Raw genomic sequence first — 26340 nt, forward strand, 5'->3', positions numbered from 1 at the left:
GAGCGGCGGACACGACAGGATGGGGTCGTGACCGATCACCCTGTGCTCCCCGGCGCCCGCCACCGCGACGACGGACCGCTCACCCTCGGCGAGGGGCTCGAGGCGCTCGCCCGTCTGGTCCCGCCCGGACGCGCCGTCAGCTACGGGGGGCTGGCCGGCCTGCTGGGGGTCGGCGGTCCGCGGCAGGCCGGCCGGGCGATGGCCGAATCGAGCCCCGGCACGCCGTGGTGGCGGGTGGTCCGGGCCGACGGCTCGCTGCCTCCGGAGCTGGCCGCGCGGGCCGCCGTCGAGCACGAACGCGAGGCCATGCCCCGCACCCCGGCCGGGCGCGTGGACCTGCCCCGGGCCCGCTGGGAGCCCGACGACGGCGCCGCGCGGGCGATCCGTGCGATCGCCGACCGTATCGTGTCCGGGCCCGGTGCGAGGATGAGGCCATGACCAGGGAACACGGGGTGGACCCCTTCGACGACGACGCGGCGGCGCCGGAACGGGCCGCTCGGCTGGTGCGCACGGCCGCCGCGCCCGAGGACCGGATCACGCTCACGGACGAGCAGGAGGCGATCGCCTCGCTCGCCCCCGGGCACAACGCCGTGCTCGTGCTGGGCGCCCCCGGCACGGGGCGCACCACCGTGGCGGTCGAGTACGCGGCCCGCCGGATCGAGGCGGGGCTGGACCCCGAGTCCCTCCTGCTGCTGGCCCCGAGCCGGGATGCGGCGGCGCGGCTGCGCGACGCGCTGACCCGCCGGCTCGCCGCCGCCGGTCGGGGCACCCGCGCCGTCACCCCCGTGCGGACCTGGTCCTCCTACGCGTTCGACCTGCTGCGCCGTGCCCGCGTCACGGGACCGCTGAGGCATCTGGAGGTCGCCCCCCGGCTGCTCACCGGTGCCGAGCAGGACACGGTCATCGCCGAGCTGCTCGAGGGCTACGCCGCCGGCCTCGCCGCCGCGCCGGACTGGCCGGCCGACGTCGCCCCCGCCGTGGAGGCGCGGGGATTCCGCCGCGAGGTCCGCGAGCTCGTGGACCGCATGAGCGAGCTCGGCCTCGAGCCGGGCCGCCTGCAGGAGCTCGGCACCGCCCACGGGCGCCCCGAGTGGGAGGCCGCGGCCGTGCTGCTGCAGGACTACCGGGACCGGATCGACCTGGGCATGGCCGAGGCGTTCGACGCCGCCGGGCTGCTGTCCGCCGCCGTCCGCGTGCTCACCGAGCGGCATCCCGAGGACCCGGAGCGCGACGCCGCGGCGCAGGCGTTCGTGGCGGCGGAGCGGGACCGCCTGGCCGTGCTCGTGGTCGAGGACCTCCACGAGGCCACCCCCGCCGTGCACGACCTGCTCACCGTGCTCGGACGCGGGCGGGACGTGCTGCTCACCGCGTCGCCGGACACCACAGTGGAGGGCTTCCGCGGCGCCCGGCCCGACCTCCTCGCCCGGTACCCCGGGGTCCTCGACCCCGATCCCGTGCCGGGGGCCGCCCCGCCCGCGTCCCCGGACGGGCGCGTCCGGGTGCTGACGCGCGGGCACCGCATGCGCGCCGAGGTCCAGGACGCCTACCTGCGCGTGGCCCGCCGGGTCCGCCAGCGCACCGCCGGCGTCGAACGGACCCGGACCGAGACCGTCCCGGCGGACGGTGACGGCGCCGTCCGCGCGCACGTCGTGCCCACCCGCGCCCACGAGGACCAGCTCGTCCTCGAACGGGTGCTGCGGGTCCACCACGAGGACGGGGTGCCCCTGGACCGGATCCTCGTGGTCGCCCGCTCCGGCTCCCGTGTGGCCGCGCTCGCCCGCCACCTGGAGGCCGAGGGCGTCCCCGTGCTGCGCGACGCCGCCGGGCTCGTGCTGAAGGAGGAGCCCGCCGTCGCGCCCCTGCTCACGCTGGTGGACGCGGCGGGGGCGCTCGCGGAGGATCCGGAGGCCCGGGTCGAGGACGTGCTCGACCCGGACGAGGTCGTGGGACTGCTCACCGGCCGGTACGGGATGGCCAGCGCGCTGCACGTGCGGCGGCTGCGCCAGGACCTGCTGGCCGCCGAGCGGGGCCGGGGCGGCCGGCGCACCTCGGACGCGCTGCTCGCCGCGGCCCTGCTGGACCCGAGCCTGGCCGGCCCCGAGCACGAGCGGCACCGCGCCCTGCGCCGCGTCCACTGGATGCTCCGGGACGGCCTGGAGGCCGCCCGCGCCCCCTCGGCCTCGCCCGAGACCGTGCTGTGGGCGCTGTGGTCCGCCTCCGGTCGGGCCGAGCGGTGGCGTTCGCTCGCGCTGCGGCCCGCCGAGCACGCGAACGACCGCCGCGAGTCCCGCCGGGCGGACGCGGACCTCGACGCCGTCGTCGCCCTGTTCAAGGTGGCCGAGCGCTTCGTGGACCAGTTCCCGGGCGCGTCGCCCGAGTCGTTCGCCGTCTACATGGAGTCCCAGGACCTGCCCGTGGACACCCTGGCCCGCCGTGCCGAGTCCGGTGACGCCGTGCACGTGCGCACCCCCGCCGCGGCGGCCGGCCAGGAGTGGGACACGGTGATCGTCGTGGGCCTGCAGGAGGGCGTGTGGCCGAACACCCGGCTGCGCGGCCAGCTGCTCGGCGCCACCGACCTCGTGGACCTCGTGACCCTGCCCGCGGACGCCCCGTGGCCCACGGATCACCGCACCCGGCTGCGCGAGGTGCGTCAGGACGAGCTGCGCATGCTCGCGGCCGCGGTCTCCCGGGCACGGCGTCAGGTGGTCGTCACGGCCGTCCGCTCGCCGGATGAGGGCCCCTCCGACTTCCTCGACCTGGTGGACCCGCCCGAACGGCTGCCCGCCGAGGCGCGCGACGCCGCCGGCGTCCGGCGGCTCACCGCGGTCCCCGACCCGATCACGGCGTCCGCGCTCGTCGGCCGGCTGCGCCGCGTCCTGGAGGCCGGGGACGAGGCGGACGCGGCCGACGGGGCGACATCCCGGGCCGCGGCGGCCGCCGGCCTGGCGGTCCTCGCCGAGGACGGCGTGACCGTCGCGGACCCCCGACGCTGGTGGGGCCTGCTGCCGCTGTCCACCGAGGCCGCGCTCGTCGACCCGGAGCGCGAGGTCGTCGCGCTCTCGCCCTCCCGCGTGGAGACGGCCCTGCGCAATCCGCTGAACTGGGTGCTGTACCACGTCGGCGCGAACGCGGGCGGAACCCTCGCCCAGTCCGTGGGCACGCTCGTGCACTCGGTGGCCGAACACCACCCCGAGGGCGTGCCCGAGGACGTGCGCGCCGAACTGGAACGCCGCCTGCCCGAACTCGGCCTGCCGGAGGGCTGGATCACGGAGATCGAGCACGACCGGGCCCGCGGCCTGGTGGACGCCTACATCGGCTACTGGAGCATCGCCCGGGCGGCCGGGCGTCGGCCCGTGGCCCAGGAGGTGCGGCTCCTCGCGGACCTGACCTGGGGCGGGACCACCGTCCGGATCACCGGCGTCGTGGACCGGCTCGAGGCGGATGCGCAGGGCCGACCCTTCATCGCCGACCTCAAGACCGGCCGCAGCGCGCCCACCGGCGCGGAGATGGCGCGCCAGCCCCAGCTGGCCGCCTATCAGGTGGCCGTCCGCGCCGGCGGTCTGGAGCAGGTCCGGGACGACCCCGCCACGGACCCCGCCCTGCGCGCCGCGCTCGCCGGTCTGGAGCACCCCACGACACCGGCCGGCGCGGCCCTCGTCCAGCTCGGCGCCGGCACCCAGAAGACCAAGGTGCAGGACCAGCCGGCCCTCGAGGACGAGGACACCTGGGCGCTCGAGCAGGTGTTCACGGCGGCCCGCCGCACCACGGGGCCGCGCTTCCTCGCCCTCCACGAGGCCGGCGCCCGCCGGTGCGCGCTGCCCTCCGTCTGTCCGCTCTGCTCCGAAGGAAGGCAGGTCACCGAATGGCCCCGCTGACCGGCGATCCCGCCGCTCAGACCGATCGTCCGCGCGTCGAGGACGCGGTCCACTCCCCGGAGGACATCGCGGCGCGGCTGCGGCTGCCCCCGCCCACGGAGGAGCAGGCCGAGGTGGTCACCGCCCCGCTCACTCCGCGCCTGGTGCTGGCCAGCGCCGGCTCCGGCAAGACCGCCACCATGGCCGACCGCGTGGTCTGGCTCGTGGCCAACGGTCTCGTGCGCCCGGACGAGGTCCTCGGCGTCACGTTCACCCGGAAGGCGTCCGGTGAGCTCGCCGAGCGGATCAACGGGCGCGTGGACGCCCTGCTGCGCTCCGGCCTCGAGATCCCCGGCTTCGACGGGGAGCCCGAGGACCTGGGCCGCGCCTCGGTGTCCACGTACCACTCCTACGCCGGCGCGCTCGTCAGGGACCACGGCCTGCGGATCGGCGTGGAACCGGAGGCGCGGCTGCTCGGAGGCGCGGACGCCCACCGGCTCATGGGCGCCGTCGTGCGTTCGCATCCGGTGGTCGCGGACACCCTCGGCGTGGCCCCGTCCCGGCTCATCACGCAGGCGTTGCGGCTGGCCGGGGACATGGCCGAGCACCTGGTGAGTGCGGACGAGGTGCGCGAGTTCCTCGCCCGGCTGGCCGAGCAGGGGAGCGCCCTGCCGCTGCCCCCGCGCGCCAAGACCCCCTCGAAGGAGATCCAGGAGTTCCTGACCGGCCTGGCGGACCGCGCCCTCATGGCGGACCTCGTGGCCCGCTACGACGAGGTCAAGCGCGAGCAGGACGTGATGGACTTCGGCGACCTGCTGCGCCACGCGGCGCGCATCGCCGTCGAGGTGCCGGCGGCCGGCGAGCAGGAGCGCGCGCGGTTCCCCGTGGTGCTGCTGGACGAATTCCAGGACACCTCCCACGCCCAGATGCGGATCTTCGCCGGGCTGTTCGGCCCGCGCGGCCCCGAGGACGACGCGCCCGGGTTGGGGCACTGCGTCACCGCGGTGGGTGACCCCCACCAGTCGATCTACGGCTTCCGCGGCGCCTCCGCCGGGCAGCTCTTCGCCTTCCCGCACGCCTTCCCCCGACTGGAGACCGGCCCCGGCGGCGCCCCGCGGCGCGTGAACGCGGACGTCTCGCACCTGACGATCGCGTGGCGCAACGAGGAGTCGATCCTGGCGGTCGCCAACGCCGTCGCCGCACCGCTGAACGCCCACGCCGCCGCGACGGGCGGCGCGCCGGTGGAGGTGCGCACCCTGCGGCCCCGGCCGGGCGCGGGGGAGGGCGTCGTCCGGGTGGACCGGTTCGTCACCGCGGAGGAGGAGGCCGCCGACGTCGTCGCCCGCCTCGGCGCCCTCACCGGGTCCGGGCCCGGGGGGGCCACCCCGAGCCGCGCCGTCCTGTGCCGCACCCGCGCCCAGTTCGGCCCCGTGCTGGACGCGCTCGACGCCGCCGGCCTGCCCTACGAGGTGCTCGGGCTCTCCGGGCTGCTGGCGCTGCCGGAGGTCGCCGAGGTGCTCGCCGTCCTCCACGTGCTGGCCGACCCCACGCGCAGCGACCAGCTCGTCCGCCTGCTCACCGGCCCGCGCTGGCGCATCGGCGTGGCCGACCTCGAGGTGCTGCAGGAGCGCGCCCGGTTCGTCTCGCGGCTGCGGGCCCGGCGGGCCGGCGGTGGGCGGGAGGACCCCGCCGGGGACGCCCCGGACCCGGCCCGGGACGTGAGCCCCGAGGAGGACGCCGACGCCGCCGCCCTGCTGGAGGCCCTCGACTCCCTGCCCGGGGAGGGGACGGACTGGGTCGGCTCGCGCGGCCGCGGCTTCTCACCCGAGGGCCTGGCCCGACTGAGGGCCGTCAACGCCGAGCTGCGCCGGCTCTCTACGCGCACCGGGGAGGACCCGGCCGACCTCATCGCGGAGGTGATCCGTGAGACGGGGCTGGACGTCGAGGTGGCCCTGCGGCCCGGCGTCTCCGCGGCCGCGGCCCGGCGGCACCTGAACGCGTTCCAGGACGCGGCCCGCGACTTCGGCGCCGGCACCACGGCGACGGACCTGACGGCGTTCCTGGCCTGGACGGAGTCCGTCCTCGAGCACGAGGACGGCCTCGGCGTCGAGAACGCCGAGCCCACCCCCGGCCTGGTCCAGGTGCTCACCGCGCACGCCTCGAAGGGGCTCGAGTGGGACGTCGTCGCGGTCCCCGGCCTGCTGGAGGGCACGTTCCCCTCCACGCGGGCGGACCGCTGGACCAGCCCCCGGGCCGGCGCGCTGCCGTGGCCCCTGCGCGGGGACCGCGCGTCGCTGCCGCAGTGGGACGGCTCGTGGGCGCAGGACCAGCGGGACTGGGTCCAGTCGGCCGGCACCGGATACAGCTCGAAGGCGGCCCAGGAGGGCAACCCGGACCCCTATGCCGTGGCCGTGGCCGCCCACGCCGAGCGCGAGGAGCGGCGCCTGGCCTACGTCGCGTACACGCGCGCGCGATCCGCCCTGTGGCTGAGCACCTCCCTGTTCAAGGGAGTCAACAAGGAGCCCCTGCCGGCCTCGGCCTTCCTCGAGGAGGTGGCCGGTCTGGCGGGGGAGGTGCCCGGCGTCGCGCTCGGCCCCGCCCCGGCCGAGGACGACCTGCCCGAGGCCAACCCCGCCGCGGGCCGGACGCTGGTCGCCCGCTGGCCCTTCGACCCGCTCGACGGCCCGGAGGCCTTCGTCGCCGACCCGGAGGACCCCGAGGACGAGGAACGCTGGCAGCCGCTGCCGCGCCGCTCCCGGGCCCGCCGGCACGGGGTGGAGGCGGCCGCCGCGGCCGTGCACGCCGCGGACCCGGCGGCGCTCGGGGACGACCCGGAGCTGGCCCGCCAGGTGGACTGGGTGCTGCTGCGCCGCCGGGACGTCGCCGGGACGGGCGGGGAGACCGCCCTGCCCGAGCACGTCTCCGTGTCCCTCTACGGCGAGCTCGCCGCCGACCCGCAGGCCGTGGCCGAGCAGCTGCGCCTGCCCCTGCCCCGGCCGCCCGCGCACGCGGCGCGGCGCGGCACGGCGTTCCACGCGTGGCTCGAGGAGCGCTTCGGGGCCACCGGCATGCTGGACATCGACTCGGCCGAGGACGCCGCGGACCTGTGGGTCGACGAGGCCCTCGACCTCGGCCCGATGCAGGAGTGGTTCCGCTCCTCGCGCTGGGCGGAGCGCACCCCGGCCTTCGTCGAGGCCCCGGTCGAGACGACGGTCGGCGGGATCACACTGCGGGGCCGGGTCGACGCGATCTACCGCTCCGGCGGCGACCCCCGCCTGCCCTTCGACCCCGAGGCCGACTGGGAGCTCGTCGACTGGAAGACCGGCGCCGTGCCGCGGGGCCGCGACCTCGAGCTCAAGTCGCTGCAGCTGGCCGTCTACCGGCTCGCCTGGTCACGGCTGCACGGGATCCCGCTGGAACGGATCGGGGCCAGCTTCGTGTACGTGGCCCACGGGCAGGAGCGCTCCTTCCCGGACCTGCCGGGGGAGGAGGAGCTCGAGCGTCACATCACGGACGCCCTGGCCCGCCGTTGATCGGCCGCACCACCTCGACGGCGGGCAGCGGGCCCGTCTCCGGGTCCGCGGTCCTCGCGGCCGCGGCCTCCCGGGCGTCCTCCGCCGCATCCCGGGCGTCCTCGGCGGCGTCGGCGGCCGCGTCGGCCTCCGCCTGGCGCGCGGCCGCCTCCTGCGCGGCGCGCACGTCGCCCTCGAGCTCGGCCAGCATGGCCTCCGCCTCGGCGACCATCCCCGCGTCGTGCCGGTCCAGGCCCCGCGTGAGCCACTGGGCGAGGGCGAACTCGGCGAGCAGCGCCGCACGGCGCATCAGGTGGGCGTCGCCGTCGTCGGCGGCCCCCGCGTCGGCCCGCCGGGCCGCGTAGGCGTCGAGGACGCGGTCGGCCAGGTCCGGGTCCGTGGCGGCGGCCAGCCAGGCGACGTCGCCGGCCGGGTCGCCCACGTGCAGGTCCGTCCAGCCCGTCACGCCCACCACGCGGCCGCGCTCGAGGAGCAGGTTGTCCTCGTGCAGGTCACCGTGCACAGGCACCGGGGTGAACCGCCACAGGGCCTCCTCCTCCATGGCCTCCTCCCAGCGGCGCAGCAGCAGGGGCGGCACGCGGCCGGAGGTGGCCGCCTGGTCGAGGGCGTGGAGGTGACGCTGCCGGATCTGCTCCGCCGTGTAGGAGGGCAGGTCCGCGTGGTCCACGACATCCGAGGGCAGCGTGTGGATCGCGGCCAGCACACGGCCCACGTCCTGCACCGCGGGCTCGCCGAGCCGGGCCAGCTCATCCAGGGTGACGGGACGCCCGGGCATGTCCTGATAGACGAAGGTGCGCAGCCCCTCGAGCCGCACCGCGCCCGCCACGGAGGGCGTGCGGAACGGCAGGCCGGCGCGCACCGCCGGGGTCAGGCCCGCCAGCACCTGCAGCTCCGTCTCGAGACGGATGCCCGCCTCCGGGGTGCGGGGCGAGCGGACCCGCCACCGCTGGCCCTCACCGTCCACGACGACGGCGGTCGAGAAGTCCGCGGGGTCGTCCGGGCTCGCCTCCGCGGAGACGGGGGCGAGGCCGGGGACGGCCGCGGCGGCCAGGGCTGCGAGACGAAGGGGCTGACGATCCACCCCTCCAGCCTAGGTGTTGTGGGTCATGAGGTTCTTGACATGGGTACCGGGCTGAGATGAGACGAGTGGGCCTCTCCCGCAGGATGGAAGTTCCTACACCACCCACCTGCCCGAAAAGACCCACTCATGACTCACGCTAACGCACCCCTGACCCCCACCGGCCGACTCAGGATGGTCCACCGCCACCTGCACGACGGGATCCCGCAGGCACACGTGGCCGCCGAGTTCCGGGTGAGCCTGCCCACGGTGGCCACTTGGGTCGCCCGCTACCGCGCCCAGGGAGAAGCCGGCCTTCAGGACCTGCCCAGCCTGCCGCACCGTTCACCTGCCCAGCTCGATCCGGTCTTGGTCGCCCAGATCCACGCCCTGCGGCGGGAGCGCAAGTGGTCCGCACGGCGCATCCATCACTACCTCGTCTCCGAGGGCCACCGGGTGTGTCTTCGTACCGTGGGACGGTGGCTGCACCGACTCGGGATCTCCCGCCTACGGGACCTGACCCCGGCCGGAGAAGACCTGCGCCAACGACCCCAGAAGATCACCGCGAGAGGGCCGGGGCACATGGTGCACCTGGATGTGAAGAAGATCGGGAAGATCCCAGACGGGGGCGGCTGGCGCACCCACGGACGTGAAAGTGAAGCAGGCCGTGCTTCCAAGCGCGGGCCTGGCCGGCGGGTCGGCTACACCTACCTGCACTCGGCGATCGACGGGTACACCCGCCTGGCCTACACCGAGGCGTTGGAGGACGAGCGGGCGGCCACGACCGTGAGCTTCTACTGCCGGGCGCGGGCGTTCTTCGCCGCCCACGGCATCACCGTGGACCGGGTGATCACGGACAACGGGAACAACTATCGGGCTGCGGACTTCACCGCGAAGGTGGTCTCGCTCGGGGGCCGGCACCACCGGATCCGCCCCTACACCCCGCGCCATAACGGGAAGGTCGAGCGGTACAACCGGCTGATGGTCGATGAGGTCATCTACGCCCGCCCCTACACCTCAGAGCAGGCTCGGCGTGAGGCCCTGGCGGTGTGGGTGAACCACTACAACTACCATCGGCCTCATACCTCCTGCGGAGACGCTCCTCCGACCTCGTTGGCACCGGCCCGAGTCAACAACGTCATGCCCTCCTACACCTAGGGCATGTCTGACAATCGTTTGGACCATGCGATCACAGCATTCAGCACCACAGCGGACCGGTAGACGATCGCGTACTTGTCATACCGGGTCGCCAGACCCCGCCACTGCTTCAGGTGCGCGTACTGACGCTCGATGACGTTGCGGCCCTTGTAGGCGTCCGCGTCGAGGCTGACGGGGCGCCCGCCGCGGGCACCGCGCCGTCTGCGGTGGCCCTGCTGGTCGGCCGGTTCGGGGATGACCGCTTTGATCCCACGGGCACGTAGGTGGGCGCGGATCGCCCGGGAGGAGTACGCCTTATCGCCCAGCACGGCCTCGGGGCGGGTCCGGGGCCGCCCTACTGGCCGGGTCACGCGCAGCTGCGCCAGAAGAGGAAGCAGCATCGGGGAGTCCCCTGCCTGGCCGGGGGTGATCAGGCTGACCAGCGGCAGCCCGGTCCCGTCGACGAGCTGATGGATCTTCGTGCTCAGCCCGCCACGGGAGCGCCCGATGCCGTGATCGGCCGGCTCCTCACGCGGATTCTTGTAGTTCGATCCATCCCCCTGTGTGGCGGGTGATGTTCGTCGCGTGCTGGTGGGCGCGGGCGATCGTGGAGTCCACCGAGACCGACCAATCGATCAGGCCTTCGGCGTCAGCGGCGGCGGTCAGCGTGGCCAGCACCGTGTCCCAGGTGCCCTCTTCGGCCAAGCGCCGATGCCAGGTCCACACGGTCTGCCAGGGCCCGTAGACCTCGGGCAGATCCCTCCAAGCGATTCCGCACCGGTACCGGTAGATGATCGCCTCCACCATGGTGCGGGCGTCGGCGAACGGCCTGCCGGCGCGGCCGGTCCGGGTCGGGAGCATCGGGGCGATCAACTCCCATTGGGTGTCAGAGAGCATCTGGAACCGGGACATGTCCCCAGGGTCTCAGCTGACTCGTGCATCTATTCTCAGACACGCCCTAGGCGCGGAACGCCCTCCCCCGTCGTCGGGCGCACCGGAGACGGGTCGCTAGCCTGGACGCATGGCCTCCTGCCCCCCGTCGTCGTCCGACCCCACCGCCGCACCACCCCTGGCCCTGCCGCTGGCCCGCGAGGAGCTGGACCGCGGTGCCGTGGCCCGCCTCGACCCGGGCCACCTGGCGGCGTCCTGGGCGCGCGAGGGGACGGAGGTCCTGTGGCTGCAGGGCGGCCGCGCACCGGTCGCGGACGGCCGGCTCGTCTTCACCGCGCCCTCCGGTCCCGTGCCGGCCGAGGCCGCGTATCTGGGCCGCGGCACCGCGGCGGACCGGGGCCCGCACGGGCGGGAGCGCGAGGTGGTCTCCGTCGCCGTCGAGCCGCCGGCGGCCCTGCCCGAGGACGCGGCCGCCGCGCTCGCCGACGCCGTGTGGGTCGGCCTCCGCGATGCGGCCGCCGCCCTCAGCGACGCGGACACCGGGCTGTTCGTGGCCGCTGTCGCGAACGCCAACTGGCACGCCACCCACCGCTTCTGCGCGTTCTGCGGCGGCGCCACGGACGTCGAGGCGGCCGGCTGGGTGCGTCGCTGCCGCAACTGCTCCCGGGAGCAGTTCCCGCGCACGGACCCGGCGGTGATCGTGGCCGTCATCGACCCGGCCGGGCGGATCCTGCTGGGCCGCAACGCGGCGTGGCCCGAGGGGCTGTACTCCTGCCTGGCCGGGTTCGTGGAGCCGGGGGAGTCCCTCGAGCACGCGGTGGTCCGGGAGATCGCGGAGGAGTCCGGGATCACGGTGACGCAGCCGCGCTACCGCGGCTCCCAGCCGTGGCCGTTCCCGCGCTCGCTCATGCTCGGTTTCACCGCGCTGGCCCCGGCCGGTGCCGAGCCGGTCCCGGACGGCGAGGAGATCCTCTCCGTGCGCTGGTTCGAGCGGGAGGAGCTCGCGCATCTGGCCCGCGAGGGCGACGTCACCCTGCCCGGGGCCGTGTCCATCGCGCGGGCACTCATCGAGGATTGGTACGGTGGGACGCTGCCCGATGCGCAGACCCTGATCACCTAGGAGGACTCGTCCCGCATGAGCACTCCCGACGAGATCCTCCGCGGCCTCGACCCGGAGCAGCGCCGGGCCGCCACGGCCCTGCACGGGCCCGTCTGCATCCTGGCCAGCGCCGGCACCGGCAAGACCCGCGCCATCACGCACCGCATCGCCTACGGCGTGGCCTCCGGCGTCTTCGACCCGCACCGCACCCTCGCCCTGACCTTCACGGCGCGCGCCGCCGCGGAGATGCGCACCCGCCTGCGCGACCTCGGCGTGGCCGGCGTCCAGGCCCGCACGTTCCACTCGGCGGCCCTGCGCCAGCTGCAGTACTTCTGGCCCCAGGCCGTGGGCGGGCCCATGCCCTCGCTGATCGAGAACAAGGTGCGCCTGCTCACGGAGGTCGCCCAGCGCATGCGCATGACCGTGGACCGGGCCGGCCTGCGCGACCTCGCCGGCGAGATCGAATGGGCCAAGGTCTCCCTGCACGCCCCCGAGGGCTACGCCGAGGCCGCGAAGGAGCGGGAGATGCCCGCCGGCTGGACCGCCACCACCGTCGCCCGTCTCTACACCGGCTACGAGGAGGCCAAGACAGCCCGGAACATGATCGACTTCGAGGACGTGCTGCTGATCCTCGTGGGGATCCTGTCCACCGAGCCGCAGATCGCGGCCACGATCCGGGACCAGTACCGCGTGTTCGTGGTGGACGAGTACCAGGACGTCTCGCCGCTGCAGCACCGCCTGCTCGACCTCTGGCTCGGCGACCGCGGCGACCTGTGCGTCGTCGGCGACGCCTCCCAGACGATCTACTCGTTCACGGGCGCGACCTCCCGCTTCCTCACCGACTTCCGTGAGCGGTACCCCGCGGCCACGGTGGTCCGGCTCGTGCGCGACTACCGGTCCAGCCCGCAGATCGTGGAGGCGGCCAACCGCCTGCTGGCGGACCGCACCAAGGCGGGGGAGCGGGACCGCACGATGCCGCGCTGGCCCGACCCCCTCGAGCTCGTCTCCCAGCGGCCGGCCGGCCCCGACCTCGTGTTCGCGGAGTGCACCGACGACGAGGCCGAGGCCGGCTGGGTCGCCGACCGGATCGCGGCGCTGATCGACGACGGCGTGCCGGCCTCCGAGATCGCCGTCCTGTTCCGCACCAACGGCCAGTCCCAGGCCTTCGAGACGGCGCTGTCCTCGGCGGGCATCGGCTACCAGCTGCGCGGCGGCGAGCGGTTCTTCTCCCGGCGCGAGGTGCGCGACGGCATCCTGCAGCTGCGGGCCGCCGCCCGCGCCGCCCAGGACCTGACGGGCGACGACGTCACGGACCGGGTGCGGGACGTGCTCTCCTCGCTCGGCTACTCCGCCGAACCGCCGGCGGCCTCCGGCGCGGCCCGTGAACGGTGGGAGTCCCTGCACGCCCTCGTCAACCTCGCCGACCAGCTCGCCACGACGCGCGGGACCGAGTTCACGCTGACCGAGCTCGTGGCCGAGCTCGACGAGCGGGCCCAGCACCAGCACGCGCCGACGGTGCAGGGCATCACCCTGGCCTCGCTGCACTCGGCCAAGGGCCTCGAGTGGGACGCGGTGTTCCTCGTGGGCCTGTCCGAGGGGCTCATGCCGATCTCCTTCGCGGAGACCCAGGCCGAGGTGGACGAGGAACGGCGCCTGCTCTACGTGGGCATCACGCGTGCCCGCCAGCACCTGTCGCTGACGTGGACGCTCTCGCGGGGCACGGGCGGGCGCTCCACCCGGCGGCCCTCCCGGTTCCTGTGGGCCCTCGACCCGACCCTCGGCGGCACCCGCGAGCACGCCCCGGCCCGTGGTTCCGCGGCGGGCCCGACGGCGCCGCGGCGCCGGGGCGCGAAGGTCGCCGTGTGCCGCACGTGCGGCAAGCCCCTCGAGACGGGAGCCGAGCGCAAGGTCGGCCGCTGCCTGGACTGCCCCGCCACCTACGACGAGGCGGTGCTCGAGGAGCTGCGCGACTGGCGCACCCGCACGGCCGCCGAGATGCGGATGCCCGCGTTCGTGGTGTTCACGGACGCCACCCTCATGGCCATCGCCGAGGCCATGCCGAGGACCCCGGCAGAGCTCCTGAAGGTGCCCGGCCTCGGCAAGGCCAAGCTGGAGAAGCACGGACCGGAGCTGCTCGAGCTGCTGCACGGCACCCCGACGGCCTGAGCCGCGGGCCCGCACCCCGTTCCGCCGGCGGCGCCGACCCCGTCAGAACGCCCAGCCGAGCGCATCCGGGTCGCAGGCGCAGCCGGGCCGGGGGCGGACCTTCACCCGGCGCGTGCGTCCCGTCACGCGATCGGCCCGCAGCACGCCGGGGGCCGGTCCGGTCCGCAGCGCGTCCACGGTCAGCACGGCGGCCCGCAGCGCCGCGAGCCCGTCCACCTGTCCCCGGTGCGCCGACGGGCCGGGCGCCGTCGGGGCACCGGGGACGCCCGCCGGGTCCGCGGGCCATCGGCACAGCGGGCACCCGCGCACCCCGGGGGCGCACCACGGTCCGACCGTGACCACCTTCGGCCCCACCGCGACCGGCAGCAGCGGGTGGTCGGCGGCCAGGGCCTGCGCGGCCAGGTCCGCGTCGAGCACGGACCCCACCGCCACCGTCGCCTGCCCCACGAGCACCGGCACCGGGCCGTGGTGCGCGTAGCGGCGCAGTCCGGGGGCCACATCGCCCAGCCGGCGCTCGAGCGCACCCGCCCGGGGCCGACCGAGGTCCCCGGGCAGCAGGCCGGTCCCCAGGTCCGCGGCGTCGACGGGCCGTGGATCCCACAGGGCCAGGCGCAGCGCCCCGGCCCCCGCCAGTGCGTGGGCGATCGCCGCGCCCACCGCGTCGAGGCCCGCCACGTGGACGTCCGTCGGCGGGGCCCACGCCCCCGGCTCCAGCGCTGACGCGGCGGCGTCATGAGGGACGGTGGTGACGGTCTCGGCGACGGTGCGCACGGCTCTCCTCTCGGCTCGGTCCCTCCCACCCTGCCAGGGCACTCCCGGACCGTGCCGGATTGTCCACAGCCTGCGCCCCATGCCGGACAATGGCCGGATGCGCCCTGTCCCGCCCGCCCCCGGCCTTCCTCCGCGTGCCGTCCCGGCCGCCCACCGCGGTCCCGCCCGCGAGAGCATCGATGTGGACTGGGAGGGCACGCCCGTGCGGCTCGTGCGCTCCACGGCCCGCACCCGCACCGTCTCGGCGGGGTGGCGCGACGGCCGCCTGCAGGTCAACGTCCCGGCCCGGCTCTCGGCCGCGCAGGAGCGCGAGTGGATCGGCCGGATGGTCGCGAAGGTGGGCGCACGCGGCGGGACGGGGCAGCCCGCGGCCGACCCGGACGGCCGCCCCGCCGACGCCCGCTCCGACGACGCGCTCCTGGCCTGGGCGGGACGGCTCTCGGCGGCGCACCTGGGCGGGCGGGCCCGTCCGGTCTCGGTCACGTGGTCGGCCCGGCAGCGCCGCCGCTGGGGCTCGTGCACGCCCGCGCGCGGCACCATCCGGCTCTCGACGCAGCTGCGCGGCATGCCGGACTGGGTGGTGGCGGCGGTGCTCGTCCACGAGCTGGCCCACCTGCTGGAGTCCGGACACGGCCCGGCCTTCCGACGCCTCGTGGACCGGTACCCGCGCTACGCCGAGGCGATGGCCTTCCTCGAGGGGGTCACCTTCGCCGAGGGCCGCGGTCGCACGGCGCCGGACCGGTGGGCGGAGGACGAGGACGCGGACTGACACGACGGCGGGCGGCCCGCACCCGAGGTGCCGGACCGCCCGCCGCCGTCGTGCCGGGAGGGGCTCAGCCCTCGCGCGGCGCGTCGCCGAAGCCGCCCTCGAGGAGCTTGCGCAGCTCGTCGTCGAGGGACTCGGTGCTGGCGTCTGCGGCGGAGCGGCGCCCGGCGTATCCGGCGGGGTCCTCGAGGTCCTCCGCGGTGGGCTGACGCTCGGGATGGCGCCAGATCTCCTCGCGGTACTCCGTGCCGTGCTCAGCCGTGACGTGCTCCCAGAACGCGGCGGCCTCGCGCAGGCGGCGCGGGCGCAGCTCGAGGCCCACGAGGGCGGCGAAGGCCTGTTCGGCCGGGCCGCCCGAGGCGCGGCGGCGGTTCATGGTCTCGCGCAGGGCGGCCGCCGACTCGAGCGGGCGCGCGGCCTCGGCGACCACCACGTCCACCCAGCCCTCCACGAGGGCGACGAGCAGCTCCAGCTGGTCCAGCGCGGCCTGCTGGGTGGCGTCCGGGGCGGCGATGAAGGACGCGCCGTCGAACACGGCCTGCAGGGAGCCGGGGTCCATCGGGTCCACCGACTGCGCGGCCCGCTCGATGCCCTCGGTGTCCAGGCGGATGCCCGCGGCGTACTGCTCGACGGCGGCGTACAGGTCCCGCTCGAGCCACGGCGAGTGCAGGAACAGGCGCATGCGTGCGGCCTCGCGCAGGGCCAGGTAGATGCGGATCTGGTTGTCCGGCACCGAGAGCCCGTCGCCGAACTCCTCGATGTTCACGGGGACGAGGGCGAGACGGTGGCCGGCGACGGGCAGGCCGATGTCCGTGCCCGAGAGCACCTCCTTGCCCAGGGCGCCCACGGCGCCGCCGAGCTGCAGGCCGAACATCGTGCCGCCCATGTTCTTCAGCATGGGCTGCAGCCCGCCGAGCAGGGAGGCGTCCATGCTCTCGGGGAGCTGGCCCGGCAGCTGCTGCTCGATGGCCGCGGACATCGCGCGGGACATCGAGACGGCCACGGGCTCGGTGAGCCGGCGCCACTGGTCCATGGTCGCCTCGACCCACTCGGCACGGGACCAGGCCACGCCGACGCTGCCGACGGGCTCGGTCTGCGTGACGCCGTCGAGCCACAGCTCGGCCAGCCGCAGCGCCTCGTCCACCTCGCGTCGCGCGAACGAGCCGACGGCCGGGTCCTCGCCGGCCACGGCCTGGCGGGCGGCCTGCTTCGCCAGAGCCCAGTTCACGGGGCCGTCCGAGCCGGAGCCGGAGCTCATCATCGCCTGGAACTGGGCCATGGCCTGCTGCATCATGGCCGGATTCAGCTGGGACGGGTCGAAGGGCACCCCGCCGGGGCCGCCCAGGCCCTCCATGGCGCGTCGGACTTCGTCCGGGTCGGGGCCCTGGCCGCCGAAGAGCTGCCGCAGCATCTCCTCCAGGGGGTCGCGGCCGTCGTCGGATCCGGGCGTGCGCGCGTCGTTGCTCATGTCTCCAGCGTATCCGCGTCGGCGCGGCGCGCCCGCCCTCCCGACGTCGCGGCGGCGCGGTTCGCCCATGGCGCACGGCGTCGCGCGGGGCAGGCGGGGGTCGCGGCCCCGCGTAGACTGGTGTGACCGTCGCCGCGCGGCCCGTGCCCGGCGGCGAGGACGGCCCGATCAGGACCCCCAGGAAAGACGGTGTCGCGTGCGCGCAGTGCCCTCGAGGACCACCCGCGCCGCCCGCGTGCCCTTCTCCGGATGGCTCGCCCTGGGCAGCGCCGGGCTGGCACTGCTGGCCCCCACCCCCTACATCCTCGAGGGCCCCGGCCCCGCCGTGGACCTGCTGGGCGAACGCGAGGGTCGACCCGTGCTGCGCGTCGAGGGCGGCGAGGCGGACCCGGGTGAGGGGACCCTGCACATGACCACCGTGATGGTCGGGGGTCCTCCCATCGGCACCACCTCCCTGCTCGACCTCGGCCGCGGCCTGACGGACCCCGCCGTGGACGTGGCCCCGCGCGAGCTGATGTATCCCACCGGCGTCACCTCCGACGAGGTCGGCGAGGCCAATTCGGCGGCCATGTCGGACTCCCAGCAGACCGCGACCGCCGCGGCCCTGCACGAGCTCGGACGCGAGGTGCCCCAGCGGCTCGTCGTGCAGCAGCTCGTGCCCGGCGGGCCCGCCGAGGGCGTCCTGCGGGCCGGGGACGAGGTGATCGCCGCCGAGGGACGGCCCGTGGCCGACCTGGAGGCCGTGCGCGCCGCCGTCGGGGCCGCGGGGCCCGACCCGGTCACGCTGACGGTCCGCCGCGACGGCGTGGAGCAGGACCTCGAGGTGCCGGTGGCGGCCGCCCCCGAGGGCGCGCCCCAGCCGTGGCAGATGGGGGCCCTGATCGAGACCGCCTACGACGTCCCGGTGGACGTCGAGCTGACCGTGCCGGACATCGGCGGACCTTCGGCGGGTCTGATGTTCGCGCTCACCGTGATCGAGCGGCTGACCCCGGGGGCGATGACGGGGGGCGCCTCGATCGCCGGAACGGGCACGATCACGGGGGACGGCGTCGTGGGTCCCATCGGCGGGATCCCGCAGAAGGTGCGCGGCGCCGCCGAGGCGGGGGCCACGACGTTCCTCGCCCCCACGGCGAACTGCGAGGAGCTGGCCGGCCGTGTGCCCGAGGGTCTGACGGTGTACCCCGTGGACACGCTGGGCCAGGCCCGCGACATCGTCGAGGCGGTGGCCCGGGGGGAGAGCCCGGCCGCCGCCCGGACGTGCGGCTGAGCCGACGCACACCAGGACCACCAGACCACCAGACCACCAGACCACCAGACCGGACGACATGTCCGGGGCGCAGCGCCCCGGACCGGAGCAGAGCCCCGCGGACGCGGGAGGGAAGAGGACAGAGCAGTGAGCTTCGGACAGGGAGGCGGCGGACCGTTCGGCGGCCCGCCCCGTGACGGCGGCGGGACCGCCGGGGGCCAGTCCGGCCCGTTCGGGGCGTTCGGCCCCTTCGGCGGCGCCCCGCGCGGCCCGGGCGACGACGGCGACCGCGGTCCTGGTGGCCCGTTCGGCGGGGGCGGGTCCTCCGCCGCGCGCGGCAGGGGCCGGCCGGGCCGGCCGAGCGCGCTCGTGCTGACCATCATCGCGGTGGCCGTGCTCGTGGGGCTGTTCGTGGTGTTCACGAACGTCTACACGGACGTGCTGTGGTTCTCGCAGCTGGGCTTCACCGAGGTCTTCTGGACCGAGGTCCTCGCCAAGGCCGCGCTGTTCCTGATCGCCGGGCTCGGGATGGCCCTCGCCGTGTGGCTGGCGATCCGCACGGCCTGGCGCCACCGTCCCGCGGACGCGTCCGCGGCCGCGCGGGACTCGCTCAGCCAGGCCCAGCGCCAGCTCGAGCCCATCCGCCGCCTGGTGTTCCTGGGTGTCCCGCTCGTGCTCGGCGTGTTCGCCGGCTCCACCGCGATGAACGGCTGGAACACGGTCCTGCTGTTCCTGAACCAGGTGCCCTACGGCCAGGCGGACCCGGAGTTCGGCCTGGACCTCATGTTCTTCATGGCCACCCTGCCGTTCCTGACGCTCATGGTCGGGTACCTGATCTCGGTGGTCCTGGTCTCCGGCATCACCGGTCTGCTCGTGCACTACCTGTACGGCGCGGTGCGCGTGGAGGAGGGCGGCAGCGTGCGGATCACCCCGGCGGCGCGCGCCCACATCGGCATCACCCTGGCCGTGTTCCTGCTGCTGCAGGGCGTCAACTTCTGGCTCAACCGCTACCGCACCACGCAGTCGCAGACCGGCAACTGGGCCGGCGCGCTCTACACGGACGTGAACGCGGTCATCCCGACGTCGGCGATCCTGGCGGTCACGGCCGTGATCGTGGCCGGCCTGTTCGTGTGGACGGTGGTCTCGGGCCGGTGGCGGCTGTCGCTGATCGGCACCGCGGTCCTGGTCATCACGGCGCTCGTGGTGGGCACGGCGTACCCCTTCATCGTGCAGGAGTACCAGGTGAAGCCGTCCGAGCGCACGCTCGAATCCCAGTACATCGAGCGGAACATCGCCATGACGCGCGAGGCGTACGGCCTGGACGACGTCGAGGTGACGAACTATGAGGGCGCCACGGACCCCGAGGCCGGGGCCCTGGCGGGCGAGGAGGCCAACACGGCCAACGTCCGTCTCATGGACCCGAACCTGATCTCCCAGACCTTCGGGCAGCTCCAGCAGTTCCGTCCGTACTACTCGTTCCCCACCACGCTGCACGTGGACCGCTACGAGGTGGACGGCCAGACGCGGGACACCATCCTGGCGGCCCGTGACGTCAACGTGGACGACATGCAGTCGTGGGTGAACCGCCACACCATCTACACGCACGGCTACGGCATGGTCGTGGCCGACGCCTCCGAGGTCGCGGCCGGCGGCCGGCCCCAGTGGCTGCTCTCCGAGATCCCGACGCGCGGGCCGCTGGCCTCCGACCAGGACTACGAGCCGCGCATCTACTTCGGGCTCAACTCGCCCTCGTACTCGGTGGTGGGTGCGCCCGAGGGCGCGCCGGCCGTCGAACGCGACCGGCCGCAGACGGCCGACTCCCAGGAGGACACGGCGTACACCTTCTCCGGCGACGGCGGCCCCTCGGTGGGCAACCTGTTCAACCGGCTCGCGTACGCGGTGAAGTTCGGCTCGCCCGAGCTGGTGCTGTCCTCGGACGTGAACGAGGCCTCGCAGATCCTCTACGACCGCGACCCGGCCGAGCGCGTCCGCAAGGTCGCGCCCTACCTGACGGTGGACACCGCCCCCTACCCGGCGATCGTCGACGGCCGCGTGCAGTGGATCGTGGACGCCTACACGACCTCGGACCAGTTCCCGTACTCCACCGCGCAGCAGCTGGGCGAGGTCACGGTGGACTCCCTGAGCCAGGGCCAGAACCCGGCGCTCCAGGGCCGGGTGAACTACATCCGCAACTCGGTGAAGGCGACGGTGGACGCGTACGACGGCTCGGTGTCTCTCTACGCGTGGGACGACCAGGATCCGCTGCTGCAGGCCTGGCAGAACGTCTACCCGTCCTCGCTGCGCCCGTACTCGGAGATGAGCGCCGGACTCCTGGACCACGTCCGCTACCCGGAGGACATGTTCAAGGTCCAGCGCGAGCTGCTCGGCCGCTACCACGTGACCGACGCGGACGACTTCTACGAGAACAACGACGCGTGGTCCGTGCCGTCGGACCCCACGCGCGAGGAGGACGTCAAGCAGCCGCCGTACTACATGACGCTGCAGATGCCCGGCCAGGACGAGCCGGCGTTCTCCCTCACCAGCAGCTACATACCGCAGATCACGGACGGTGCCCAGCAGCGCAACGTGCTCTACGGGTTCCTCTCCGCCGCCGGCGACGCCGGCACGGGGGAGGACGGCGTGAAGGCCGAGGGCTACGGGCAGCTCCGACTGCTCGAGCTGCCGCGGTCCACCACGGTGCCCGGCCCGGGCCAGGCGCAGGCCAACTTCGACTCGAACGCGGACGTCTCGCGGGAGCTGAACCTGCTGCGCCAGGGCGCGTCCGAGGTGCTCAACGGCAACATGATCACCCTGCCGGTGGCCGGCGGCATCCTCTACGTCCAGCCGGTGTACGTCCGCTCCTCGGGCGGCACCACCTACCCGACGCTGCGCAAGGTGCTCGTCTCGTTCGGCGACAAGGTCGGCTTCGCGGACACCCTCCAGGAGGCCCTGGACCAGGTGTTCGACGGCGACTCGGGCGCGGTCACCCCGGAGGAGAACCAGGCGGAGGCGCCCGCACCGGGCGAGGAGCCGTCGGCTCCGGGCACGGTCGAGGAGGAGCTCTCGGCGGCCCTCGAGGAGGCGCAGGACGCCCTGACCCAGGGCCAGGAGCGTCTGGCCGAGGGCGACTGGGCCGGCTACGGCGAGCAGCAGAAGCGTCTCAACGAGGCCCTGAAGCGTGCCACCGCCGCCGACGACGCCCTGGGCGGCGACGCGCCCGCCCAGGACCAGGCCCCGGCCGAGGCGAGCCCCGCGCCGTCGTCGAGCCCCAGCCCGACGCCGAGCGGCTGAGCCGGCGCCGGCGGGCCGGGCCCGCCGGACCGTCGACGGCGGCCCCGGCCACGCACCGCGCGTGGTCGGGGCCGCCGCCGTCTCGGGGCAAGTGGCCGCCGCATGGCCGCCGGATGGCGGGACGCTGACGCCGATTTGAACTCGACGGGACGGGTGTGTATAGTTCTAGAAGTCGCCGCGGGGTGGAGCAGTTCGGTAGCTCGCCGGGCTCATAACCCGGAGGTCGCAGGTTCAAATCCTGCCCCCGCAACGAGAAGGAGAAGGCCCCCAGCATCTGCTGGGGGCCTTCTCGCATGCCCGGGCCCGGTCGCCCCGGCCCGCCGGCACGGTGCCGGCGGGCGAGCTGACCGCCCTCGGGCGATCGGTGGGGGAGCGTCAGCGGCTCGAGGCCCGGACCGCCTGCTGGGCCGGGGTGCGGCGGCCCGGATCGGTGCGGCGCAGCCAGACGGCAGCGATGATCGCGATGATCGCGATGGCGCCCCAGATGCCGACCACGGCCCAGGACAGGCCCGCGATGAGCAGCAGCGGCACGAAGGACACGGCCGCGATCTCCACGGGCACCACCGGGATGTAGGCCACGCCGAACTGCTCCATGGTCCCGGACTTCAGCTTCGGGTCCACGATGCGCAGCATGGCCACGCCCGTGGCGACGGCGCCGGTGGCCCAGCCCCACGTGAACAGCTGCTTCTCGAACCACGCGTCGGTCATGACGCGCGGCGCCACGACGATCCCCAGGAACAGGGCCAGCGCGAGGCCGATCACGAACAGGAGCAGCAGCGGCTGCCAGTAGTCCACGACCACGGTCGGGGCGATCGCGGCGATGCCACAGACGATGAGGATGTCCGTGGCGGTGCCGGACACCGAGTTCAGCGAGCCCGGGTCGAGGAACTTCGCCGTCTTCGTGGCCTGGAACAGGACGCGGGCGATCAGGCCGAGGAGGAACGCGATCGCGAACGCGGGGATGATCAGCTGGGGACCGTCCTCACCCACGACGCTCGGCCACACGGCCGTGATCCAGGAGACCACGCCGTGCGCGGCCGCCGCGATCATCGCGACCACGCCGACCTGGAAGGCCAGCGACTCCACCGAGGCCGCCGAGAAGGTGTGCCGGCCGATGACCGGGCGTTCCTCCACCTGGTTCAGCACCCCGGTGCGCAGCTCCTCCGGGATGGAGGTCAGGCCCGCGAACTCCCGCGCGTGGCCGCGCTGCGCGCCGATCTTGGCCTGGATGATGCCACCCACCACGCCGACGATCATGCCGACGGTGGCCGAGGTGTAGGCCAGCGAGGTGACGGTCGCATCACCGTTGGCCGCGTACGCCTGGCCCACGGCGGCCGCGGAGCCGAAGCCTCCCGCCCAGCCGGCGAACAGCAGGGCGGCGAACGAGTCGGGCGCGTCGAACAGCGGCTGCAGGAGGACCAGCGTGACGAGGGCGCCGATGGCCACCTGGGAGGAGTAGATCAGCACGCCGTAGGACGCGAACGCGCCCACGGGGCGGCCGATCTTGCGGACGTCGAAGTTGTCGGTGAGCGCGATGCACACGAACACGATGACGATCAGGATCGAGCCGTACGTGCCCAGCTGGGGGCTGAACGGCAGCCAGCCCAGGCCGTTCGGGCCGAGGGCCAGGCCCAGGATGCCCGCGATGACGGAGGCCGGGATCATCAGGGTCTGGAGGGGCGTGATGACGGCACGGGCCAGCGTGCCCACGGCCAGGAGCGCGCCGATGAGGCCGGCGTTGACCAGCACGGACCAGGCCGTGAACTGCTCTTGCATGGGGTTCTTCCTCTGTGCGGGGACGGGGGTGTCCCACGGAGCGTGCCGAGGGACCCCGGGACAGTACCAAAGGAGCGCGGGGGCCGGGGCGCGTCCGGGAGGGGCACCGGGCCGGGGCGCACGAGGACGGCCCGCCGCGCCGGCGTGGGCCGGGCGACGGGCCGTGGGGAGGGGCGGGGTCAGCCGCGCGCGGTGCCGGTCTCCTCGGCGGTCCCCTCGGCCGCGTAGTCGAGGGTGAGGGTCTCGTCGGCGTCGACGTCGCCCGAGGTGAGGGCGGCCTGGCCGGCGCCGCCGGCCTTGAGGGCGGCGAGGCGGGCCTCCACCTCGGTCTTCTCGCCGAGGTCCTCGAGGGACTCGAACTGGGCGTCGAGGGAGGAGGCGGCGATCTCCTGCTGGCCGCGCACGCGGGCCTCCTCGCGACGGACCTTCTCCTCGAAGCGGGAGACCTCGGAGGTCGGGTCCAGCAGGTCGATCGACTTCACGGCGTCGGCCACCGCGGACTGGGCGTGGGCGGACTTGGCGCGGGCGGTCAGCTCGTCGCGCTTGGCGACCAGCTGCTGACGCTTGACCTTCATCTGGTCCAGACCGGTCTTCAGGCGCTCGACGATCTCGCGCTGCGAGGCGATGGTCGGCTCCGCGGACTTCGCCTGGCGCTCGAAATCCATCTGGCGCTCGATGGCCACCTTGGCGAGGTTGTCGAACTTGTCCGCCGAGGCGGTGTCGCCCTTGGCGCGGAAGTCGTCGGCCTTCTGGGAGGCGGCCAGCGCCTTCTGGCCCCAGCTGCGGGACGCGTCCTGGTCCTCGCGGTAGTCGTCCTCGATCATCCGCAGGTTGCCGATCGTCTGGGCGACGGCGGCCTCGGCCTCGGCGATGTTGTTCGTGTAGTCGCGGACCATCTGGTCCAGCATCTTCTGGGGGTCCTCGGCCTTGTCCAGCATCGCGTTGATGTTGGCCTTCGCCAGCGTGCTGATGCGGCCGAAGATGGACTGCTTGACCATGGTGTCTGCCTTTCGTCGGTCTTTCACGTCAGCGCAGACCGTCGGCCTGCGTCCACCCCGTCCCGCTCCTGCGGGCCGGGCCGGCGCCCGAGGCGCCGGAGTTCATGGGGCGGCGGTCAGAAGCCGCCGCCGGAGATGTCGCCGAAGTCGCCGCCGCCGAGGCCGCCGCCGTCGAACCCGCCGAAGCCACCGCCGCCCCAGCTGCCGCTGTTCATGATCGAGTTCATCAGGATGCCGCCGAGCAGCGCGCCGCCGAGGCCGCCGCCGAAGCTGCCGCCCACTCCGGCGCGCGGGCGTGCACCGTACATGCCGCCCATGCCGGGGCCGTAGCCGAAGCCCTCGACGTCCGCGCGGGCCAGCTCGCTCGCGCGCTCGGCCAGCTGGGAGGCGCGCTGCGCCTGCTGGAGGGCGGCCACGGGGTCGGTGCGGCCGAGGCTGATCGCCGAACGCAGCGTGTGGTCGGCCTCCGCGAGCCGGGTCCGGGCCTCCGAGCCCACCGCACCGCGACGGGCGCCGATGAAGTCGGCCGTGCCGTCGATCTGGGCCTGGGCCTGGGCGATCGTGGAGGTGAGCACCTGGGAGGCCTGGCGGGCCTGCTCCCGAGCGTCGCGGACGCCGGCCAGCGGGGTGTTGAGCTGGCGGTGCGCGGCCTCGAGCTGGTGCAGCAGCTCCAGGGGGTCCGGACGGCCGGCCGCGAGGGCTCGGCGCACCGCGTTCACGGCGTTCTTCATCCCCGCCACCGGGCCGGCCAGCTCGGGGTTCGACCCGTTGGCCACGAGCGCCTCGGCCTCGGCGACGTCCTGCTCGGACTGGGCGAGGCCCGTCTGCAGGTTGCCCAGCATGGCCCGCAGGGACCCCTCGGCCTTGCCCACCGCCTCCGTGAGCGTGTCCACCTGGCTGAGCGCCTCCTCGGCGGCACGCACGGCCAGCGCCGCCGTGGAGCGGTCCTGGGCGTCCCACGCGCTCCGCGCCTTCGCGACGGCGGTCTCCACGAACTCGAGCCGCTCCCGGGCCTGCGTCGCGTTGTCCGCGACCTCGGCGAGGGCGGACTCCGCGTACTGGCCGTGCAGCGCGGCGATCGCCGACTCGGACTCCTGCACCCGGGACCGCGCCTCCGGCAGGCGGGCGTCGACGCGCTCCAGGGCCTCGGGCACCTGGTTCTCGAGGTCGCGCAGGGAGTCGAACTCCTTCTTGTGCGCCGCGAGGGCCGCACCCACGGCCTCGCTGCGCTGGATGATCTCCTTGAGCCAGGCGCGCTGCTCGGCCTCGGTGTCCGGGATCTCGTCGTCGAGCTGGTGCTGGAGCTGGAACGAGGCCCGCATGTGCTCCTTGGCCCGGTCGATGTCCTCGCGGAACGTCGCCACGGACTTCTCCCCGTAGGACGCCTCGGCGAAGCCCAGCTCCTGCTCCGAGGAGCGGATGGCGTCGTCCGCGGCCACGAGCTTCGAGCCGGCCTGAGTGCGCAGCTGCTCCACGCTGAGCTCGTCGAGGGGGTCGCGGCGGACCTCCTCGGTGCGGCCCCGTTCGACCGCGCCGCCCTGCGTGCGCTTCCGGCTGCGGGCCACGAGCACGCCGCCGCCCACGGCCGCGGCCACCGCGCCCGCGCCGAGCACCGCCGTCAGGGCCCCGCCGCCGTCGGAGGCGCCCTGGGCCGTGCTCCCGCCGCCCGTGGTGCCGGCCGGCAGGGCGCCGGCCGGATCGTACTCCGCCCCGCTGGCCCCCGTGCCGTCGAGCGTGCCGTCGGCGGCGTCGTCGAGCCCCTGCACCGCGGCGGTGCCCACCGCGAGCCATTCCGCCGAGCCGGGATCCGTGCCGATCTTGGACAGCTCCGGGCCCACGTAGGTGCGCGTCACCTGGTTCTGCAGGTTCGCGTCCCCGCCGCTGTCCAGCCCATAGGCGCGGTCCTCGACCGCGATCGCCAGGACCGAGTCGTTCGTCCCGAGCCCGCGCTGGCGCGCCACGTCCTGGGCCAGCGTCTGGGCGTCCGTGCTGAACTCATCCACGTAGACGACGTACAGCCCCTGCCCGGTGTCCCGGCGCAGGTCCTGGATCTCCTGGGTCAGCCGCTGCTCATCGGAGGTCGAGAGCACACCTGCCTCGTCCACCACGTACACGCCCGGCGGCACCGTCACGGCGTGCGCGGCGGGCGCCGCCACCAGGAGGCCCAGGCCTCCCAGACCCGCGGCGGTCACGGCTCGCGCCAGACGGCCGACGTCGGCGGGACGGGCGGACACGGTCATGCGGGGTCTCCTTCGACGGCTGAGGCGAGCCGCCGCACCGGGCGGAC

Annotated in this window: 16 protein-coding genes and 1 tRNA gene; 10 read left to right on the forward strand and 7 right to left on the reverse strand. The window is 74.8% G+C overall.

The window, feature by feature from the left end:
* Positions 1-27: 27 nt before the first annotated feature.
* Genes SOY78_RS04945 through SOY78_RS04955 form a run of 3 tightly spaced genes read left to right on the forward strand, consistent with a single transcriptional unit; the run spans position 28 to position 7387 of the window.
* Entirely contained in the window at positions 28-438 is a 411-nt protein-coding gene (locus SOY78_RS04945) for an MGMT family protein (protein ID WP_036314337.1), read from the forward strand.
* Positions 435-3875, forward strand: coding sequence for an ATP-dependent helicase (locus tag SOY78_RS04950; RefSeq protein WP_036314339.1), 3441 nt, complete (start codon positions 435-437; stop codon positions 3873-3875). The genes SOY78_RS04945 and SOY78_RS04950 overlap by 4 nt, the downstream gene beginning before the upstream one ends.
* Positions 3863-7387 (forward strand): ATP-dependent helicase, encoded by a 3525-nt coding sequence (locus SOY78_RS04955; RefSeq protein ID WP_324701879.1) that lies wholly within the window; start codon positions 3863-3865, stop codon positions 7385-7387. Before SOY78_RS04950 ends, SOY78_RS04955 begins: the two co-directional genes overlap by 13 nt.
* Here the strand turns inward: SOY78_RS04955 and SOY78_RS04960 are convergent.
* Positions 7362-8468 (reverse strand): phosphotransferase, encoded by a 1107-nt coding sequence (locus SOY78_RS04960; protein ID WP_036314344.1) that lies wholly within the window; start codon positions 8466-8468, stop codon positions 7362-7364. The genes SOY78_RS04955 and SOY78_RS04960 overlap by 26 nt on opposite strands.
* Positions 8469-8594: 126 nt before the next feature.
* On the opposite strand from SOY78_RS04960, the gene SOY78_RS04965 reads away from it, so the two are divergent.
* The gene (locus tag SOY78_RS04965) at positions 8595-9602 is read left to right on the forward strand and encodes an IS481 family transposase (RefSeq protein WP_324701880.1); all 1008 of its coding nucleotides are present in this window, start codon (positions 8595-8597) and stop codon (positions 9600-9602) included.
* Here SOY78_RS04965 and SOY78_RS04970 read toward each other — a convergent pair.
* Positions 9599-10493 (reverse strand): IS5 family transposase gene (locus SOY78_RS04970; protein ID WP_324701881.1). Its coding sequence is split into 2 segments (ribosomal slippage): positions 9599-10135 and positions 10137-10493, totalling 894 coding nucleotides; the frame shifts between segments, so codons are not numbered across the junction. The genes SOY78_RS04965 and SOY78_RS04970 overlap by 4 nt on opposite strands.
* Before the next feature lie 109 nt (positions 10494-10602).
* Between SOY78_RS04970 and nudC the strand changes: the two genes are divergently transcribed.
* Both nudC and SOY78_RS04980 read left to right on the forward strand, forming a co-directional pair.
* Positions 10603-11592 (forward strand): NAD(+) diphosphatase, encoded by a 990-nt coding sequence (nudC, locus tag SOY78_RS04975; protein ID WP_216880404.1) that lies wholly within the window; start codon positions 10603-10605, stop codon positions 11590-11592.
* Between the two features lie 15 nt (positions 11593-11607).
* On the forward strand, positions 11608-13737 hold the full coding sequence (locus tag SOY78_RS04980) for an ATP-dependent DNA helicase UvrD2 (RefSeq protein WP_324701882.1): 2130 nt from the start codon (positions 11608-11610) through the stop codon (positions 13735-13737).
* A gap of 42 nt (positions 13738-13779) precedes the next feature.
* Here the strand turns inward: SOY78_RS04980 and SOY78_RS04985 are convergent, their stop codons facing one another.
* Positions 13780-14508: a dinucleotide-utilizing protein gene (locus SOY78_RS04985; protein WP_134415737.1), complete on the reverse strand. Its 729-nt coding sequence runs from the start codon at positions 14506-14508 to the stop codon at positions 13780-13782.
* Positions 14509-14605: 97 nt separating this feature from the next.
* Here SOY78_RS04985 and SOY78_RS04990 point away from each other — a divergent pair, with 97 nt between their 5' ends.
* Positions 14606-15277, forward strand: a complete 672-nt coding sequence (locus SOY78_RS04990) for a M48 family metallopeptidase (RefSeq protein WP_134415739.1) — start codon at positions 14606-14608, stop codon at positions 15275-15277.
* 64 nt (positions 15278-15341) lie between these two features.
* Here the strand turns inward: SOY78_RS04990 and SOY78_RS04995 are convergent, their stop codons facing one another.
* Entirely contained in the window at positions 15342-16742 is a 1401-nt protein-coding gene (locus tag SOY78_RS04995) for a zinc-dependent metalloprotease (RefSeq protein ID WP_324701883.1), read from the reverse strand.
* Positions 16743-16938: 196 nt separating this feature from the next.
* Here SOY78_RS04995 and SOY78_RS05000 point away from each other — a divergent pair, with 196 nt between their 5' ends.
* From SOY78_RS05000 to SOY78_RS05010, 3 genes are all read left to right on the forward strand, one after another.
* Positions 16939-18009, forward strand: coding sequence for a PDZ domain-containing protein (locus tag SOY78_RS05000; RefSeq protein ID WP_236601343.1), 1071 nt, complete (start codon positions 16939-16941; stop codon positions 18007-18009).
* Between the two features lie 126 nt (positions 18010-18135).
* The gene (locus SOY78_RS05005; protein WP_095694745.1) at positions 18136-21279 is read left to right on the forward strand and encodes a UPF0182 family protein; all 3144 of its coding nucleotides are present in this window, start codon (positions 18136-18138) and stop codon (positions 21277-21279) included.
* 176 nt (positions 21280-21455) lie between these two features.
* Positions 21456-21529: transfer RNA gene (locus tag SOY78_RS05010), tRNA-Met, on the forward strand.
* 125 nt (positions 21530-21654) lie between these two features.
* Here SOY78_RS05010 and SOY78_RS05015 read toward each other — a convergent pair.
* The 3 genes from SOY78_RS05015 to SOY78_RS05025 all read right to left on the reverse strand — a co-directional run bounded on the left by SOY78_RS05015 (position 21655) and on the right by SOY78_RS05025 (position 26293).
* On the reverse strand, positions 21655-23055 hold the full coding sequence (locus tag SOY78_RS05015; RefSeq protein ID WP_324701884.1) for a sodium/glutamate symporter: 1401 nt from the start codon (positions 23053-23055) through the stop codon (positions 21655-21657).
* Positions 23056-23234: 179 nt separating this feature from the next.
* Positions 23235-24053: a PspA/IM30 family protein gene (locus SOY78_RS05020; protein WP_036341166.1), complete on the reverse strand. Its 819-nt coding sequence runs from the start codon at positions 24051-24053 to the stop codon at positions 23235-23237.
* Positions 24054-24169: 116 nt separating this feature from the next.
* Positions 24170-26293, reverse strand: coding sequence for a TPM domain-containing protein (locus tag SOY78_RS05025; RefSeq protein ID WP_036384621.1), 2124 nt, complete (start codon positions 26291-26293; stop codon positions 24170-24172).
* Positions 26294-26340 lie beyond the last annotated feature (47 nt).

The organism is Micrococcus sp. HOU01 (genome assembly GCF_035609305.1).
Classification (GTDB): Bacteria; Actinomycetota; Actinomycetes; order Actinomycetales; family Micrococcaceae; genus Micrococcus; species Micrococcus luteus.

Coding starts and splice junctions, on each gene's coding strand:
- SOY78_RS04950 (WP_036314339.1), top strand. CDS start 435: ATGACCAGGGAACACGGGGTGGACCCCTTCGACGACGACGCGGCGGCG.
- SOY78_RS04955 (WP_324701879.1), top strand. CDS start 3,863: ATGGCCCCGCTGACCGGCGATCCCGCCGCTCAGACCGATCGTCCGCGC.
- SOY78_RS04965 (WP_324701880.1), top strand. CDS start 8,595: ATGACTCACGCTAACGCACCCCTGACCCCCACCGGCCGACTCAGGATG.
- nudC (WP_216880404.1), top strand. CDS start 10,603: ATGGCCTCCTGCCCCCCGTCGTCGTCCGACCCCACCGCCGCACCACCC.
- SOY78_RS04980 (WP_324701882.1), top strand. CDS start 11,608: ATGAGCACTCCCGACGAGATCCTCCGCGGCCTCGACCCGGAGCAGCGC.
- SOY78_RS04990 (WP_134415739.1), top strand. CDS start 14,606: ATGCGCCCTGTCCCGCCCGCCCCCGGCCTTCCTCCGCGTGCCGTCCCG.
- SOY78_RS04995 (WP_324701883.1), bottom strand. CDS start 16,742: ATGAGCAACGACGCGCGCACGCCCGGATCCGACGACGGCCGCGACCCC.
- SOY78_RS05015 (WP_324701884.1), bottom strand. CDS start 23,055: ATGCAAGAGCAGTTCACGGCCTGGTCCGTGCTGGTCAACGCCGGCCTC.
- SOY78_RS05020 (WP_036341166.1), bottom strand. CDS start 24,053: ATGGTCAAGCAGTCCATCTTCGGCCGCATCAGCACGCTGGCGAAGGCC.
- SOY78_RS05025 (WP_036384621.1), bottom strand. CDS start 26,293: ATGACCGTGTCCGCCCGTCCCGCCGACGTCGGCCGTCTGGCGCGAGCC.